Here is a 15,554-nt window from a genome sequence, read left to right as displayed (position 1 = left end):
CTTTTACTTTGGCGAGCGAAAGCGTACCACTAATCAGCAGTTGGCCACCGCTCGCCGTTCAACCATGAGTGTCGCACTTATTATCTGAACTCCCGCGCTTCTACATGATTACATTTTAAAATTTATTTTTATAAATGGATTTAATTTTGGTTTTTCTTGGATATGCCAAAAAGCAGAGTATTTAAAAAATTGTCAGTTATGTCTTCTAGGGTTAATTTCCCATTTGGGTTATACCATCTAGGTACCCAGTTCAAAGCGCCAAAAAAAAGTGCTGAAAATAATTCAGGTCGGCAAGGCTTTATACTACCATCAGCGATGCCTTCTGTGATGAGATCACGAACTGTTTTGTCCAGGCGGCGTTGAAAACTGCGGATATCATCGTAAGATGAGCCCTCCAGGGGACGCGTACCTACCAAAACGAGACATCTACCAAAGTCACTGTTTTGAGCATAAACTAAGTGTTGAGCAAAAAGCCTTAAGCGTTCAATAACAGGTGTGCTTCGGTCAGTGACAGCTTTCATGACATTTTCGATATCGTCAAACGATCTAATAAGGCATTGATGAAGAATCTGCTCCTTGTTCTTTATATAGTGGTAAAGAGTAGCTTTATGCATCCCCAGCTGGTCAGCAATCATATCTAAAGACGTAGCTTCATAGCCTTGATTGGAGAACAGTTCGGCTGCAGTACGTAAAATAGCCGTTAGCTTATCGTTGTGTCGCCGGCTTGTCGGACTTTTCTTTTTTCTTTTCTGGGTGTTTTCTTCTTTTGATATTGTCATAAAGGTTTCTTTCCTGAAAAAACAGATCCTTTTTCGAACATTAGCTTTATATTTTCGTCAGTGAAACCAACATCTTCTAGGATTTCCTGAGAGTGCTCGCCAAGCATGGGGGCTCTACTACGAACCTCGCCAGGGCTCACTGATAGTTTAACGGGAACGCCGGGTACAGAAACTTTTTTACTACTTCCTGGCTGATCTACTTTAGGTAGCATTTTCCGTGCTTCAAAATGTGGGTCAGAGAAAATATCTTCAGCAGTATAAATTGGGCTGAACGGAATCTTGCCACCAAAAAGCTCACGCAGCTCTTTTTTGGTGTGAAGTGTTGTAAACTCTTCGATTCGCTGAGTCAGCTCTACGTTGTTTTCCCAGCGCAGAGGTTCATTGGCAAATCGAGGGTCCCCAATCAATTCGGGCTGATTGATCATCTTGCACAGTAAATGGAACTGAGCATTATGTGGGGCTGCAATGGCGATCACTCCATCTTTGACCTTGAATGTACCAAAAGGCGCCAATCCTGGAATGCGGTTACCGACTGGCTGAGGTGATACCCCTACATAGCTGTACTGGCTTACAACGAGCTCGGAGAGGGCAAGAATACTGTCAGTCATAGCGACGTCTACATACTGACCTTGGCCTGTATTACGTGCATGCCAGAGGGCAGTCATGGTTCCAAATGCGGCAAAAAGACCTGCAGCTGTATCCCCGGCACCACCACCTACTTTGACAGGATGGTCAGCATCTTCACCTGTAATGCCCATCCATCCTCCCATAGCTTGGGCTACGATATCGAATGCAGGCCAGTCAATGTATGGGCTGGCACCACCTGCTTTGTCTCCAAAGCCTCTTACTGATGTGTACACTAGGCGAGGGTTAATGGTTTTCAGTGTCTCATAGCCAACACCCATCTTATCCAAAACCCCGGAGCGGTAGTTTTCCACAAGGACGTCAGCCTCAGCAGCTAGCTTTTTCAGAATATCTTTACCTTCTGCTGATTTTAGGTCCAGAGATATGGATCTTTTATTACGGTTACATGACTGAAAAAGGCCACCGTAGTGTCGTTCCTGATCATCTTCGGTAAAAGGCCCCATACGACGAAAAAAATCACCATCTAAGGGCTCAACCTTGATAACGTCAGCACCGTGGTCGGCAAGGACCTGTGTGCAGAATGGTCCTGCCAACGCATGAGTTAGATCCAGTACACGAATGCCGTTAAGTGCACCTGAGTTGTGTTTCATAGCTGCTCCTGAATATGGATAGTCCTTCGCGGTGACTAGGCTGTTCCGCGAATCAGTATATTTAAAAGTCGGTAGCCCTGCATTACGCAGGGCCTTGATAGATCACATTGTGCGAGAAATGAGATCTTTGAGAGTTTCGTTGGAGCCGCCATAGATACGTGCAACACGTGCATCCATATATAGATGTGCGATCGGGTACTCGGTCATATAACCATAACCGCCGAAAATCTGCAGACATCGATCAATGATTTCACATTGTTTCTCGGACCCCCACCATTTGGCCATGAGTGCATCATTGGGTTCAAGTTGCTCCCCATTGGACAGCTGTTTGACGAGGTGATCAATAAATACACGACCTATACGTGCCTCTGTAAGGCACTCGGCAAGTGTGAATTTTGTGTTTTGGAAGTCCCACAGGGTTTGCCCCAGCATCTTGCGCATCTTGGCATGTTCGGTTGCAAGCTCAATTGCTCTTTCGGCGCAGGTGATACCTACGATACCGATAGATAGTCGCTCGCGGGTGAAAACATCCATGAGTTGTCCGAAGCCGCGACCTTCTTCGCCACCAACAAGGTTTTCAGCGGGTATGCGAGCATCATCGAGGAAAATTTCACAGGTATCGAGGCCATTTTGGCCAATTTTATCCAGTACTTTACTGACCTTGAACCCCGGAGTTTTGTCTACTTCGACCATGAACAAGGATATCCCTTTCGCACCAGGACCTCCGGTTCGAGCCGCAACGAGAGAAAGTTCGGCTTGTTGTCCGTGTGTGATAAAGATTTTGCTGCCATTCAGTACATATTCATCACCTTCGCGACGGGCAGTGGTGCGCATGGCTTTAACATCAGTGCCCGCATCAGGCTCTGAAATACACACTGATAGCATCTTCTTGCCGGATGCAATATCCGGCATCCAGCGTAGCAGTTGCTCATGTGAAGCGGTGCCGTGGAAGAACGCGGGGCCGTTAAGTGCGCCGGGAATAAAGCCGAAGGTAGTGTCGCATATGCGAGCTTGTTCTTCCATAACGACGACTTCATGAGCAAAAGACGCACCCATGCCACCGTACTCTTCAGGGATGCTCATGCAGAGAAGGCCAAGCTCGCCAGCTTTTAGCCACACGTCACGATCAATGTGATGCTGGGCACGAAACTTGTCAGCTTTCGGGGCTACTTCTTCTTCAAAGAATCGGCGTGCCGTCTCACGAAGCATATCCAATTCTTCGGTCATCCAGGGGGATCGGTAAGATTGCATGTGTATCACTCCAGTATCGTTCTTATAGGTAATTAGACCAAAGCCAAACGATTGGTTGGCTTTTTTTTAAGGGGTTTAGACTAGTCTCATAGTCTAATAAAAAAATTATTTTCTTTAAAAACAGTATCTTATGATTTTCCAATGCATTGTTATTGTCCAATGATGAAGAGTATTGTTTAGCTTTTATTAGAAGTCAACCAACCGATTGGTTGACGTTTTTGATTTCGGGTTCTATTATCGATTCAAGATCAGGGGCGATCAGCTCTGGTCGTGAATACGGCAATCACACATCAGAATAAGAAGAGGTATGTGTTGTTATGAGTCGTCGATTGATCGCTGAATCAAGTTGGCAGGGAAAAGGTTTTCTCGGCAGTTGGAAGCCTTTGTCAGGTGGTATCGCATCAGTAATTGAGCCAGCGACAGGCCGTGAGCTTGTTTTGACTGGTTGTGCCGATGCGGAGGATATTGCCCAGGCTTGTGATATAGCTAATCAAAAGCAGCCTGAATGGAATGCTATGCCTTATCAATCGCGCGCCGAGGTTTTTCGTCGTGCAGCCTTGATTCTTGATGAGGTAAGAGAAGAGGCCTCCGAGTGGATTGTGCGTGAGACGGGGGCCATACCGCCAAAAGCGATGTTCGAGATTGACTCGCTCAAGCACCTTTTACATGAGGCTGCTGCCATGCTGACACAGTCACATGGACTAGTGCTGCCCAGTCAGCCAGGGGTTACCAGTATTGCTCGCAGGGTTCCTCATGGTGTGGTTGGTGTCATATCCCCCTTCAACTTTCCCTTGTTGCTTAGCAGTCGTTCAGTGCTTCCCGCTTTGGCAGTCGGTAACGCAGTGGTCCTGAAGCCGGATCTGCGCACACCTGTGAGTGGTGGTGTGGTTCTGGCTTCTTTGTTACAGCAGGCCGGGCTGCCTGAGGGTGTGCTGTGCGTAATGCCGGGCGCCGCTGAGGCGGGTGAAGCACTGGTAACCGATCACACAGTGTCAATGATCTCTTTTACTGGATCGACTGCGGTAGGGCGTCGTGTGGGTGAGCTTGCCGGGCGTCATTTGAAAAAAGTAGCGCTGGAGCTTGGCGGCAAAAACTCTTTCATAGTGCTCGATGATGCCGATATGGATCGTGCCATTTCAGGCGGATCCTGGGCCTCCTGGTTGCACCAGGGTCAGATATGCATGAGTGCAGGGCGTCATCTGATACACAGAACAATAGCTGCACAATATGCGGCACGAATGGCAGCCAAAGCCGAGGCGTTACCGGTTGGCAACCCGCATATGGAAGCTGTTGCTATTGGTCCTCTGATTTCGGAGCAACAAGCTGAGAAAGTGGAGTGGATTGTAAACGAGTCAATCGCGCAGGGTGCCAAGTTGCTTGCTGGTGGAAAACGAAACGGCAGGTTTTATTCGCCAACGGTGTTGGCCGATGTAACACCCGATATGCCTGCTTTCCGGGAAGAAATCTTTGGTCCGGTTATCTCGATTACAGCTTTCGATACGGATGAAGAGGCTGTTCTGCTGGCGAATGATACCGAGTATGGGCTTTCTGCAGGTATACACACAGCCGATATTGGGCGAGGCATGGCGATTGCCGAGCGCCTTAATGTGGGCCTAGTACATGTCAATGATCAGACGGTCAATGATGATGGCACCATGCCTATGGGTGGACGTGGTGCATCCGGTAACGGTTCGCGTCATGGTGGCCCGGCAAACTGGGATGAATTCAGTCAGTGGCAGTGGATGACTGTCAGGGGCGAGGCGCCACAATATCCGCTTTAACATGCTTCCAGCAATCTTTGAAAGCACAATTATGGAGATGCGGGTGGCTCCAAGTTTCCACAATAAAAATTAAAGGGTGATTCAACGTGAAAAACGTGAAAATTGTAAAAGTAGAATGTATTCCCGTTTCAACGCCGCTGAAAAAACCGGTGATCATGCCTAATACACGCATCACTTCCATTGATAGCGTGGTCCTGAAGATTACTACGGATGATGGTACGGTCGGTTTTTCTGACTCGGGTGATACTTCATCCTGGTACCGTGGTGAACTGCAGGAGTCGATCATGGCGATGATCTGCAATGTGATTGCGCCACGTATTCTGTTGGGTGAGAACCCCTGCAATATTGAAAAAGTCGTTGCCAAGATGGATTTGCTTGTTCGCGATAATAATCAGGCAAAGGCAACAGTCGATTTTGCGTTGCATGATCTGAAAGGCAAACTAATGGAAGTGCCTGTATATGAGCTTTTGGGTGGCCGTACCATCGAAGCGGCTCAGCAAGGCTGGGTTCTGTCGGCAGGCAAGCCTGAGGATGTGGCAGCTGAAGCGGCACAGGCAAAAAAAGTCGGTTTCTCATTGTTCAAGATGAAAATTGGCTACGGTACTGTAGCTGACGACATCGCAATGGTTCATGCCGTGCGTGATACTGTTGGTTCCGATGCATATTTGACTATTGATGCGAATGGTTTCTGGAGCTACGAGAAAGCATTGCATATTATTCGTCAAATTGACTCCTGCGGATTGGATCTTATTGAGCAGCCGCTGCCCCATTGGGATATTGAAGGCATGGCCAGGCTGAGAGCACAGGTTAAAACGCCAATCTATGCTGACGAGTCTGCGCAGGAACTGCATAACCTCAAGGAAATCATCGATCGGCGTGCGGCAGATGGCCTGTTCCTTAAACTTCAAAAAGCCGGTGGTCTGGTTAAGTCGCAACGCTGGCTTACCATGGCGCGTCTTTCAGGCCTGCCTGTTCACTGCGGTTGCATGATCGGTTCGGGTCTTGAACACAGCCCATCTGCACATTTGTGGACAGCAAACGACTGGGCTACTCAGGGTTTGAGTGAATCGATTGGGCCGCTGATGATTCATGGCACCATGGAAAGTAAAAATATTGCCCCTGGAACCGACATTGCGCTGAATATTCCTCGCTTCGAAGGCGGTCTTGCCTATCCGAACGAGGGTCCCGGTTTCGGTATTAATCTGAATGAAGCCTTTTTGGTTAGCAACCAAACCAAAGGCAAGCAGATCTGCAGCGTGAGCTTATGAGTCAGAAAGCCGGGCCCTTGGCTCATATGACAGTGGTGGAGTTTGCCGGCCTTGGGCCGGCCCCTTTTGCCGGGATGGTCTTGTCAGACTTGGGGGCACGTGTAATTCGTATTGACCGCGCACCCAAATCAACGAAGTCCAGCGTTTTTGATGAAATGACGGCCCGACACGCTGATGTTTTGTCCAGGGGACGCGAGTCGATCGCATTGGATTTGAAGCAACCGGAAGCTGTCGAAATTGCACTTGAACTGATTGCGCAGTCTGATGCACTTCTGGAAGGGTACCGCCCAGGTGTAATGGAGTCACTGGGGTTAGGGCCTGAACAGTGCTTGCAGAAGAACTCACGCCTTGTCTACGGGCGAATCACTGGCTGGGGTCAAACAGGACCTTTGGCGCAGTCTGCCGGTCACGATATCAATTATCTGGCGCTAACAGGTGCCTTGCATGCCACTGGAAAAGGCAAGCCGGTACCTACTCCAGGGTTGATTGGTGACTTCGGTGGCGGAGGTATGCTCCTTCTCGTTGGACTACTGGCCGCATTTTCAGAGGCGCAGCGGAGTGGTAAGGGGCAGGTGGTTGATGCATCGATTTGTGATGGGTCAGCCTTGCTAACGGCCTTGATTCAAGGGTGGCACTCCGTAGGTTTGTGGAGCAATGAAACCGGTACCAACATGGGTGATGGTGGTGCCCATTTTTATAACACTTATCGTTGTGCGGACGGAAAGTATATCTCTATCGGTTCAGTAGAGCCTCAGTTTTATTCCTTATTGCGTGAGCACTGTGGCCTGACTGATTCAGAGTTTGAACAGCAATGGGATAAGCGTCGCTGGGCTGATCTGCAAAGCCGTGTTGAGCAGGTAATTGCTGGCCACGACAGGGATTATTGGACGCAATTACTGGAAGGTACGGATGTGTGTTTCGCGCCAGTGCTTGATCTGGATGAGGCCCCTGAGCATCCGCACAACAAGGTAAGGAATACCTTTGCAAAGGTCAATGGAATAACCCAGCCTGCACCGGCACCAAAGTTCAGTCGGAGTGCTTTGGGTCCTTGTCAGGATGTAGGAAAGGTAGGCGATAAAACCTGCAGAATACTTGAGGAACTTGGCTTTACAACTGATCAAGTGGCTCAATTCAAGGGCAAAAACACTGTTTGGTACGATGTTTGATCACTAAACAATAATAAGGTGACTAAAATGAAAACTATAAAAAAAGTAATCCTTGCAGCATCCATTTCTACAGTAGCATTGGCACATAGTTCTTTTGCGGCAGATGTCACTTTCAGAATTCATCAGTTCCTACCAGCGCATTCCAACGTGCCCAAACTCGCGATCGAGCCTTGGGCTGAAAAAGTGGAAAGCGAGAGTGAAGGACGCATCGAATTTCAACATTTCCCAAGCATGCAACTGGGTGGTCGTCCGCAGCAGTTGCTTGATCAAGCAAGGGATGGGGTGGTTGATATTGTTTGGACAGCACTCGGCTACACACCTGGACGTTTCCCGAAATCCGAGGTGTTTGAATTACCTTTTATCAGTCCGAACAATGCAGAGCTGGGCTCTCGCGCCTTTTATAATTTTGTACAGAATCATGCAGGTGATGAATTCAAAGGATTAAAAGTTATAGCTGTCCACACAGCAGGTCCTGGCATATTTCACAGCAAAGATCCGATTCAATCACTGGAGGACGTAGAAGGCACTAAGATCCGTGGTGCCTCCCGGCTGGTCAATATGCTGCTGGATAACCTGGGTGCAACGCCCGTAGGTATTCCTGCACCTTCCATTGGAGAGGCAATGTCTAAAGGAGTGATATCTGCCGCATCTTTGCAGTGGGAAGCCGTACCAACATTGAAGCTTGAGCAAATGGTTAAAAACCATACGGAGTTTTCTGGTGATAAAAGTCTTTACACCGGAACATTTGCGTTTGTTATGAACCCTCAGGCATACGATAAGCTACCTGCTGATCTTAAAGCGATTATTGATAAAAATTCTGGAGAAGATACCGCTGCACTGTTCGGGCGTGCCATGGATGAAGGCGATCGTAGAGGACGAAGCGCAGTTGTTACAGAGGGAAACAATATCATCACACTTGATGAAAATGAAACTGCACGATGGCAGGAAAAAACATTATCTGTTCGTGATAGTTGGATAAAAGAGGTTAAGGAACAGGGCATTGATGGTGTTGCAGTGATTGATGCTGCAGAGAAAACCATCAAGGAACATCTGTCACAATAATTTATTGGATGCCGGGCTTTGTTAAGGTCCGGCATTTTATAAGGTGGTTGTATGGGGCAGTTTATTTACCAAACGTGTCGTGTTATGACATGGGTTGGTTCTTTTGTTCTAACCTTGATTGCTATCGTAAGTGTTCTTAGCATTATAGGAAGATCGCTTACAAGTATAGGGTTGGCTCCTATTAGTGGTGATTTTGAACTTGTAGAAGCTGGTATTGCATTTGTTGTGTTCTGTTTCATGCCCTGGTGTCACTTGAAGAACGGGCATGCCATTGTAGACATGTTATGGAATGCTTATCCTGAGAAGGTTCAAAAGTTTCTTTCGATTTTGAGCGATGCTTTAATGCTCATTGTCTGGATAATCCTGGTTTGGCGTATGATTGTCATGATGGATGAATACCGTGGATATGGTGAGGTGACTTATATTCTACAGATTCCGATATGGATGACTTATGCCATTACTTTACCACCTGCAGTTATTGGTTGTGTTGCTTATGCCTGGCGTTTTTTAGAACAGATAGGTGTTGTAAAAGAGCCAAAAATTCAAAATGAGAATTTTTTAGAAGACTAATAACTAGTCGCGGTATCCTATTTATTAATTCAGGTGGACTCTATGGATGCATTAGTGCTTGCTGGTTGGTCATTACCACTGCTACTGCTTTTTATATTTCTCAGAGTGCCCATTGGGCTGTCGATGCTAGTATTTGGCTTGATTGGTAGCTGGGCTGTTTTTGGTAATGTGGGCCCTGTTCTAAATCAGATGAAAAGTCTTGTTTACAGTCAGTTTTCCAATCACTCTTTATCTGTTATCCCGCTATTTCTGCTCATGGGGCAGTTTGCAAGCATTGGGGGCATTTCAAAGGACCTCTTCAAAGCGGCAGAAGCTTTTGTTGGTCACCGCAAGGGAGGTGTTGGAATGGCTGCTATTGGAGCATCTGCCGGTTTTGGCTCAATCTGTGGTTCGTCGATTGCAACCGTTGCAACCATGGGACAGGTTGCATTGCCGGAATTAAAGCGAGCTGGTTATTCAGGTGCTCTTGCGACAGGCACGCTAGCGGCAGGTGGTACACTGGGAATACTGATCCCCCCTTCAGTGTTGCTTGTGATCTACGCGATCATGACAGAGCAAAACATAGCTAAACTCTTTGCGGCAGCCTTAGTACCGGGAATCTTGGCAGCGCTTTGTTATATGCTGGTAATTGCAATTTATGTGCGCATGTCGCCAGCTTCAGGTGGGCAGAGTGTTCGAATTCCCTGGATGCAGCGATTTAAATTATTGGTTGTTGTTTGGCCAGTAATAGGGATATTTGTCCTGGTGATTGGTGGTATTTACACGGGTTTGTTCACACCAACAGAAGCCGCTGCGGTTGGAGCTGTTGGAACTGGCATCGTAGCTTGGTTCAAAGGTGGATTAACCGTCAAACGGGTTGTATCCGCTTTCGAGCGTACTGCCACAGCAAGTGCAATGGTCTTCATGATTGTTTTGGGTGCCGCCGCCTTCAATAGCTTTATGGCACTATCTCAGTTGCCACAGGAACTTGCTGTCTGGGTCTCTGAACTGGGTGTAACACCTTTCGCGGTACTTTGGGGGATTCTGTTATTTTATCTCGTTTTTGGTTGTGCAATGGACTCGATGTCAATGATATTGCTGACCATACCAATCTTCTTTCCTATGGTAGCGGGCTTGGACTTTGGCTTGTCACCTGAGGAGTTTGCTATCTGGTTTGGAGTTCTTGTTCTTGTAGTTGTTGAAATTGGAATGATAACGCCACCCGTTGGTATGAACCTCTTCGTAATTAAATCAATGGCGCCTAGTGTAACAATAAAGGAAGTTTACAGTGGCGTTTGGCCATTTGTTTTGATCGATATAATTAGGATAGTGTTGATGGTTCTATTTCCGTCAATAGTTCTTTTTATACTATGACTATTAATTTGATTATTTTATAAGCTTTATTCTTATAAATATAAGATGGTGATTGGTGATGAGAGTTTTAGTAACTGTAAAACGTGTTGTCGATTACAATGTCAAGGTGCGGGTCAAACCTGATAATACCGACGTTGATCTGAACAATGTCAAAATGGCCATCAACCCCTTCTGCGAGATTGCGGTTGAAGAAGCGGTGCGGCTGAAAGAGTCCGGCCAGGCCAGCGAAATCGTCGTGGTGTCTCTGGGCCCGCAGGCGGCGCAGGAACAGCTGCGCACAGCGCTGGCACTGGGCGCGGATCGTGCCATTCTGGTGCAGAGCGACGAAGCGCTGGAATCGCTGTCAGTCGCCAAGCTGCTGGCGAAAATCGTCGAAAAGGAACAGCCCGGTCTGGTGCTGATGGGTAAGCAGGCGATTGATTCCGACAACAACCAGACAGGCCAGATGCTGGCGGCGCTGACCGGCATGGGACAGGGGACTTTCGCCTCCGAGGTGAAGGTTGAAGGCGATCAAGTGCAGGTGACCCGCGAGGTTGATGGCGGTCTGCAGACAATTGCGCTGAACACACCGGCGGTGGTCACGACCGACCTGCGTTTGAACGAACCGCGCTACGCGTCCCTGCCCAACATCATGAAAGCGAAGAAAAAGCCGCTGGAAACGCTGACTCCGGCCGATCTGGGCGTCGAAATCAAAGCGCATACCCGGCTGCTGAAAGTTGAGCCGCCGGCGGAGCGGTCAGCCGGTATCAAGGTGGTCGATGTGGCTGAGCTGGTCGACAAACTGAAGAACGAGGCGAAGGTGATCTGATGACTATTCTGGTAATTGCTGAACATGACAACCAGGCCCTGAAGCCGTCTACGCTGAGCACGCTCGCCGCTGCTGCACAGATCGGTGGTGATGTCACCCTGCTGGTGGCGGGTAACGGCTGCAGTGCTGCTGCCGATGCCGCTGCCAAAGCTGAAGGCGTATCCAAAGTGCTGCTTGCCGATAATCCGGCTTATGATCATGAGATCGCCGAAAACATGGCGGCGCTGATCGTATCCCTGGCACCAGGCTACAGCCATATTCTGGCACCGGCCACGGCCAACGGTAAGAACTTCATGCCGCGGGTAGCAGCACTGCTGGGTGTGGGTCAGATTTCCGACATCATCAAGGTGGAATCTTCTGATACCTTTGCCCGTCCGATCTATGCCGGTAACGCCATCGCTACGGTTCAGTCGCTGGACCTGGTGAAGGTAATCATCGTGCGTGGTACAGCCTTTGATGCCGTTGCGGCTGAAGGCGGCAGCGCAGCAGTCGAGTCCTTGTCACAGGTTGAAGATACCGGTCTGAGCCGTTTCGTGGCTGAAGAAGTGGCCAAGTCCGACCGTCCTGAACTGACAGCGGCTCGTGTGGTGATTTCCGGTGGTCGCGGCATGGCGGACAGCGAATATTTCCATCTGCTGGAAAAAGTGGCCGACAAGCTGGGCGCGGCAGTGGGGGCCTCACGCGCCGCTGTTGACGCCGGTTTTGCGCCTAATGACATGCAGGTGGGGCAGACCGGCAAGATCGTCGCGCCGGAACTCTACATCGCCGTGGGTATTTCCGGCGCCATCCAGCATCTGGCAGGGATGAAGGATTCCAAGGTGATCGTGGCGATCAACAAGGACGAAGAAGCGCCGATTTTTCAGGTGGCGGATTATGGCTTAGTGGCTGATCTGTTCGAAGCGGTGCCAGAGATGGAATCCCGTCTCTGATCTCACCACTCTCTGATTTAGTGCCTGGCTGCTGCTGGGCAGCTCAAACAAGAGATAGACCATGCGTGAATCGATGGAATTTGATGTAGTAATCGTCGGCGCCGGGCCTGCCGGGCTTTCGGCGGCGTGCCGCCTGATGCAGCAGGCGCAGGCCGCCGAGCAGGAACTGACCGTCTGTGTGGTGGAAAAAGGCTCCGAGGTCGGCGCCCATATCCTCTCCGGAGCCGTGATGAAAACCCGTGCGCTTGATGAACTCTTCCCCGACTGGAAGGAAAAAGGTGCGCCACTGAAAACGCCGGTCACCGAAGATCAGGTGTTCATGCTCAAGAATGAGTCCAGTGCCGTTAAGCTGCCCAACGCCTTCGTCCCCAAGACCATGCACAACGATGGCAACTATATTGTCAGTCTGGGCAATGTCACCCGCTGGCTGGGCGAGCAGGCAGAAGCACTGGGCGTAGAAGTCTTCCCCGGCTTTGCGGCAGCCGAGGTGCTCTACCACGAAGATGGCAGTGTCAAGGGGATCGCCACCGGTGACATGGGTGTCACCGCCAGCGGCGAGCAGGGCCCCAACTACATGCCCGGCATGGAATTGCATGCCAAATATACGATTTTCTCCGAGGGCTGCCGCGGTCACCTCGGCAAGCAGCTGATTGAGCAGTTTGCCCTCGACAAGAATGCCGACCCGCAGCATTACGGCATCGGGATCAAGGAGCTGTGGGATATTGACCCAGCCAAGCACCAGCCCGGCCTGGTGGTACACGGCTCGGGCTGGCCGCTGAGCGACGGCGCCAGTGGCGGTTTCTTCCTCTATCACGCGGAAGACAACCAGGTGGTCGTCGGTCTGATCATCGATCTGAACTACTCCAACCCCTATCTGAGTCCGTTCGACGAGTTCCAGCGCATGAAGCACCATCCCGAGATCAAGCAGTATCTCGACGGGGGCAAACGCGTGGCCTACGGTGCCCGCGCCATCACCAAGGGCGGTTTCAACACACTGCCGAAGATGACCATGCCCGGTGCCCTGCTGATTGGCTGTGATGCCGGCACCCTGAACTTCTCCAAGATCAAGGGCATCCACACCGCCATGAAATCCGGCATGCTGGCGGCGGAAGCGATTGCAGCAGCACTGGCCAAGGGCGATGAAGGCGGCAAGGATCTGAACGGCTTTACCGAAGCCTACCAGGCGTCCTGGCTGTATGACGAGCTGTACCGTGCCCGCAACTTTGGCCCCGCGATGCACAAGTTTGGCCCCTATCTCGGTGGTGTCTTCAACTACATCGATCAGAACTGGTTCGGCGGCAAGATTCCGGTCACACTGCATGATCTGCACAAGGATCACGAACAGCTCAAGCCGGCCAGTGAATGCGCCGAAATTCAGTACCCGAAACCGGACGGTGTACTCTCCTTCGACAAGCTGTCGTCGGTGTTCCTCTCCAACACCAACCATGAAGAGGATCAGCCCTGCCATCTGCAGCTGAAGGACTCGGCCATCCCGATCAGCCAGAATCTGCCCAAGTATGCTGAACCCGCCCAGCGTTACTGCCCGGCTGGCGTGTATGAAGTGGTGGACGGCGACAATGGTCCTCAGTTTCTGATTAATGCTCAAAACTGTGTGCATTGCAAAACTTGCGATATTAAGGATCCTTTTCAGAATATTAAATGGGTCGTTCCTCAGAGCGGAGATGGGCCTATATATCCTAATATGTAAAATCTGAATTTATTTCATTTCATATAGGTTTTTAAAAGATTATAGGGTTTTCCTAGGGTTTTGCTTGGTCTTAATTTAGAAAATAAAAAATATCAAATTAATTGTTTTAAATGTTTTTTGTTTGTTATAGCCTTAATTCATGGTTTTAGTTCGAAGTTCTTTTTTGATCTGAACCATTAGCAATTCAAAAGATTAACGAGGTTGATAATAAACTTCCTTTATTCTGAGGTGGTGAAATGTTATTCCAGTCGAAAAAAAATAATAAATCCAGTTTAAAGAATCCTGCCTTTTTGGTATCGGCACTATCATTGGTCATCTCGGCTCAGGCCAGTGCGTATGAATTCGAAGTTGGAAATACCAAAGCGAGTATTTCTGGGTTCATAAAACTGAATGCTATTTATGACATTGACAATGAACTTGGGGATGTAGGTGTCAACCAGCTGGTTGCCCTTGACGGGGAAAAAGCACCGACCGGTGTGAGCAATATTAATGCACGGTCCAGCCGCATCGGCTTTGGTACCAGCACGCCTGTTGGCGATAGCACACTTAAAACACTCATTGAGGTTGATTGGGCAGATGGAACACGTTTGCGCCATGCCTATGGTGAATGGAACGGCATCCTGGCGGGCCAAACCTGGACAAACTTTGGTCGTCCTCTGGGTATGACCCGAGTGCTGGATGACCTGCCTCAGGTCGGTGTTCTGCCTACTCGTCAGGGGCAGATCCGATACACTACCGGTGCATTTTCAGTCGCGCTGGAAGATCCAACCGAACTGGGTGGTGCGGTTGTAGGCATCGGTGGGCGTGAACATGCAGATGCCCAGAATGGCCTTCCTGACTTGACGCTGAACTACATGAACAAGGCCGGCAACCTGATGTATGCAATGGGTGGTGTTGTTCGCAGTCTATCGGCTGACAGCGGTACACAAGATGATACGGCCATGGGATGGGGTGTTACCTTGCATGGCGCCTACAAGGTATCGCCAAATGTGACTTTGAAAGGTGCGTTAACACATGGTGATGGTATCGGTACCTATATCAACAACTCACCAGTGGCACCTGCCTATTTGGATCCTGCCACGGGTAATGTTGAAACCATCAAAGCAACGGGCGGTTCAGTGGGTATTCAAGTCACTATGGGACGAGGTCAGGTGAACCTGGGTTATGGCTATGCCAGTGGCGATCTTGATGATGCGGTGGCGGCGGGTATCTTCCCCGGAGGGGCTGCGAGAGGCGCGTTCGAGACAGCTTCTGATATCCACCTGAACTATCTGTGGACACCCGAGAAGAACATCATGTACGGCATTGAGCTCAGTCAGAACAGTATCGAGCTTCATGATGGTCGAGAAGGAGATGCGGTTCGATTGCAGGGAACTGTGCAATATAACTTTTAAAACTTAGGTTATTTTCAATATTCCCCCTTTTGCCCTGTACTGCATACAGGGCTTTTTAGGTATAGCTCTGCGGTGGGCTTTGCCCTAGGCCCCCCTAGGGCTTTTTTGCGACACTTCGATTCCAGAAGCGTCTGCATCCCCGGATAGTTAACTATCTAAGGAACGTATGAACAAGCTCCTCCAGAGCCATTAAAACTGCATTTTCTCCGCGTCAGGACGCGTAAAATGCGCATATTTGCCTCTTTATAAC

Annotated in this window: 13 protein-coding genes; 10 read left to right on the top strand and 3 right to left on the bottom strand. The window is 49.5% G+C overall.

All coding sequences use genetic code 11. The annotated features are described in order from the left end of the window. Positions 1-140 precede the first annotated feature (140 nt). The 3 genes from ABIE61_RS17595 to ABIE61_RS17585 all read right to left on the bottom strand — a co-directional run bounded on the left by ABIE61_RS17595 (position 141) and on the right by ABIE61_RS17585 (position 3,265). Positions 141-779, bottom strand: coding sequence for a TetR/AcrR family transcriptional regulator (locus tag ABIE61_RS17595; RefSeq protein ID WP_354411907.1), 639 nt, complete (start codon positions 777-779; stop codon positions 141-143). Beyond that, a complete protein-coding gene (locus tag ABIE61_RS17590) occupies positions 776-2,014 on the bottom strand; it encodes a CaiB/BaiF CoA transferase family protein (RefSeq protein ID WP_354411905.1) in 1,239 nt (412 codons plus the stop codon). Before ABIE61_RS17590 ends, ABIE61_RS17595 begins: the two co-directional genes overlap by 4 nt. Positions 2,015-2,116: 102 nt before the next feature. Then, the gene (locus ABIE61_RS17585) at positions 2,117-3,265 is read right to left on the bottom strand and encodes an acyl-CoA dehydrogenase family protein (RefSeq protein WP_354411902.1); all 1,149 of its coding nucleotides are present in this window, start codon (positions 3,263-3,265) and stop codon (positions 2,117-2,119) included. Positions 3,266-3,582: 317 nt separating this feature from the next. On the opposite strand from ABIE61_RS17585, the gene ABIE61_RS17580 reads away from it, so the two are divergent. From ABIE61_RS17580 to ABIE61_RS17535, 10 genes are all read left to right on the top strand, one after another. Then, positions 3,583-5,046 carry a benzaldehyde dehydrogenase gene (locus ABIE61_RS17580; RefSeq protein ID WP_354411899.1) on the top strand — a complete coding sequence of 488 codons (1,464 nt, stop codon included), beginning with the start codon at positions 3,583-3,585 and terminating at the stop codon, positions 5,044-5,046. An 86-nt stretch (positions 5,047-5,132) separates the two neighbouring features. Next, positions 5,133-6,314 (top strand): mandelate racemase/muconate lactonizing enzyme family protein, encoded by a 1,182-nt coding sequence (locus ABIE61_RS17575; protein ID WP_354411896.1) that lies wholly within the window; start codon positions 5,133-5,135, stop codon positions 6,312-6,314. Continuing rightward, on the top strand, positions 6,311-7,480 hold the full coding sequence (locus ABIE61_RS17570) for a CaiB/BaiF CoA transferase family protein (protein WP_354411893.1): 1,170 nt from the start codon (positions 6,311-6,313) through the stop codon (positions 7,478-7,480). Before ABIE61_RS17575 ends, ABIE61_RS17570 begins: the two co-directional genes overlap by 4 nt. Positions 7,481-7,507: 27 nt before the next feature. Continuing rightward, the gene (locus ABIE61_RS17565) at positions 7,508-8,542 is read left to right on the top strand and encodes a TRAP transporter substrate-binding protein (RefSeq protein WP_354411890.1); all 1,035 of its coding nucleotides are present in this window, start codon (positions 7,508-7,510) and stop codon (positions 8,540-8,542) included. A 51-nt stretch (positions 8,543-8,593) separates the two neighbouring features. Beyond that, positions 8,594-9,112 carry a TRAP transporter small permease gene (locus tag ABIE61_RS17560; protein WP_354411888.1) on the top strand — a complete coding sequence of 173 codons (519 nt, stop codon included), beginning with the start codon at positions 8,594-8,596 and terminating at the stop codon, positions 9,110-9,112. Between the two features lie 42 nt (positions 9,113-9,154). After that, positions 9,155-10,465, top strand: coding sequence for a TRAP transporter large permease (locus tag ABIE61_RS17555; RefSeq protein ID WP_354411885.1), 1,311 nt, complete (start codon positions 9,155-9,157; stop codon positions 10,463-10,465). Positions 10,466-10,523: 58 nt separating this feature from the next. Then, positions 10,524-11,273, top strand: coding sequence for an electron transfer flavoprotein subunit beta/FixA family protein (locus ABIE61_RS17550; protein ID WP_354411884.1), 750 nt, complete (start codon positions 10,524-10,526; stop codon positions 11,271-11,273). Continuing rightward, on the top strand, positions 11,273-12,202 hold the full coding sequence (locus ABIE61_RS17545; protein ID WP_354411881.1) for an electron transfer flavoprotein subunit alpha/FixB family protein: 930 nt from the start codon (positions 11,273-11,275) through the stop codon (positions 12,200-12,202). The genes ABIE61_RS17550 and ABIE61_RS17545 overlap by 1 nt, the downstream gene beginning before the upstream one ends. Positions 12,203-12,263: 61 nt before the next feature. Then, positions 12,264-13,910: an electron transfer flavoprotein-ubiquinone oxidoreductase gene (locus tag ABIE61_RS17540; RefSeq protein WP_354411878.1), complete on the top strand. Its 1,647-nt coding sequence runs from the start codon at positions 12,264-12,266 to the stop codon at positions 13,908-13,910. Positions 13,911-14,146: 236 nt separating this feature from the next. Then, positions 14,147-15,304: a DcaP family trimeric outer membrane transporter gene (locus ABIE61_RS17535; RefSeq protein ID WP_354411875.1), complete on the top strand. Its 1,158-nt coding sequence runs from the start codon at positions 14,147-14,149 to the stop codon at positions 15,302-15,304. The last annotated feature ends 250 nt before the right edge of the window (positions 15,305-15,554 follow it).

The organism is Marinobacterium sp. MBR-111 (assembly GCF_040547585.1).
Taxonomy (GTDB): Bacteria; Pseudomonadota; Gammaproteobacteria; order Pseudomonadales; family Balneatricaceae; genus Marinobacterium; species Marinobacterium iners.
This window is presented reverse-complemented; position numbering and strand designations above follow the sequence as displayed.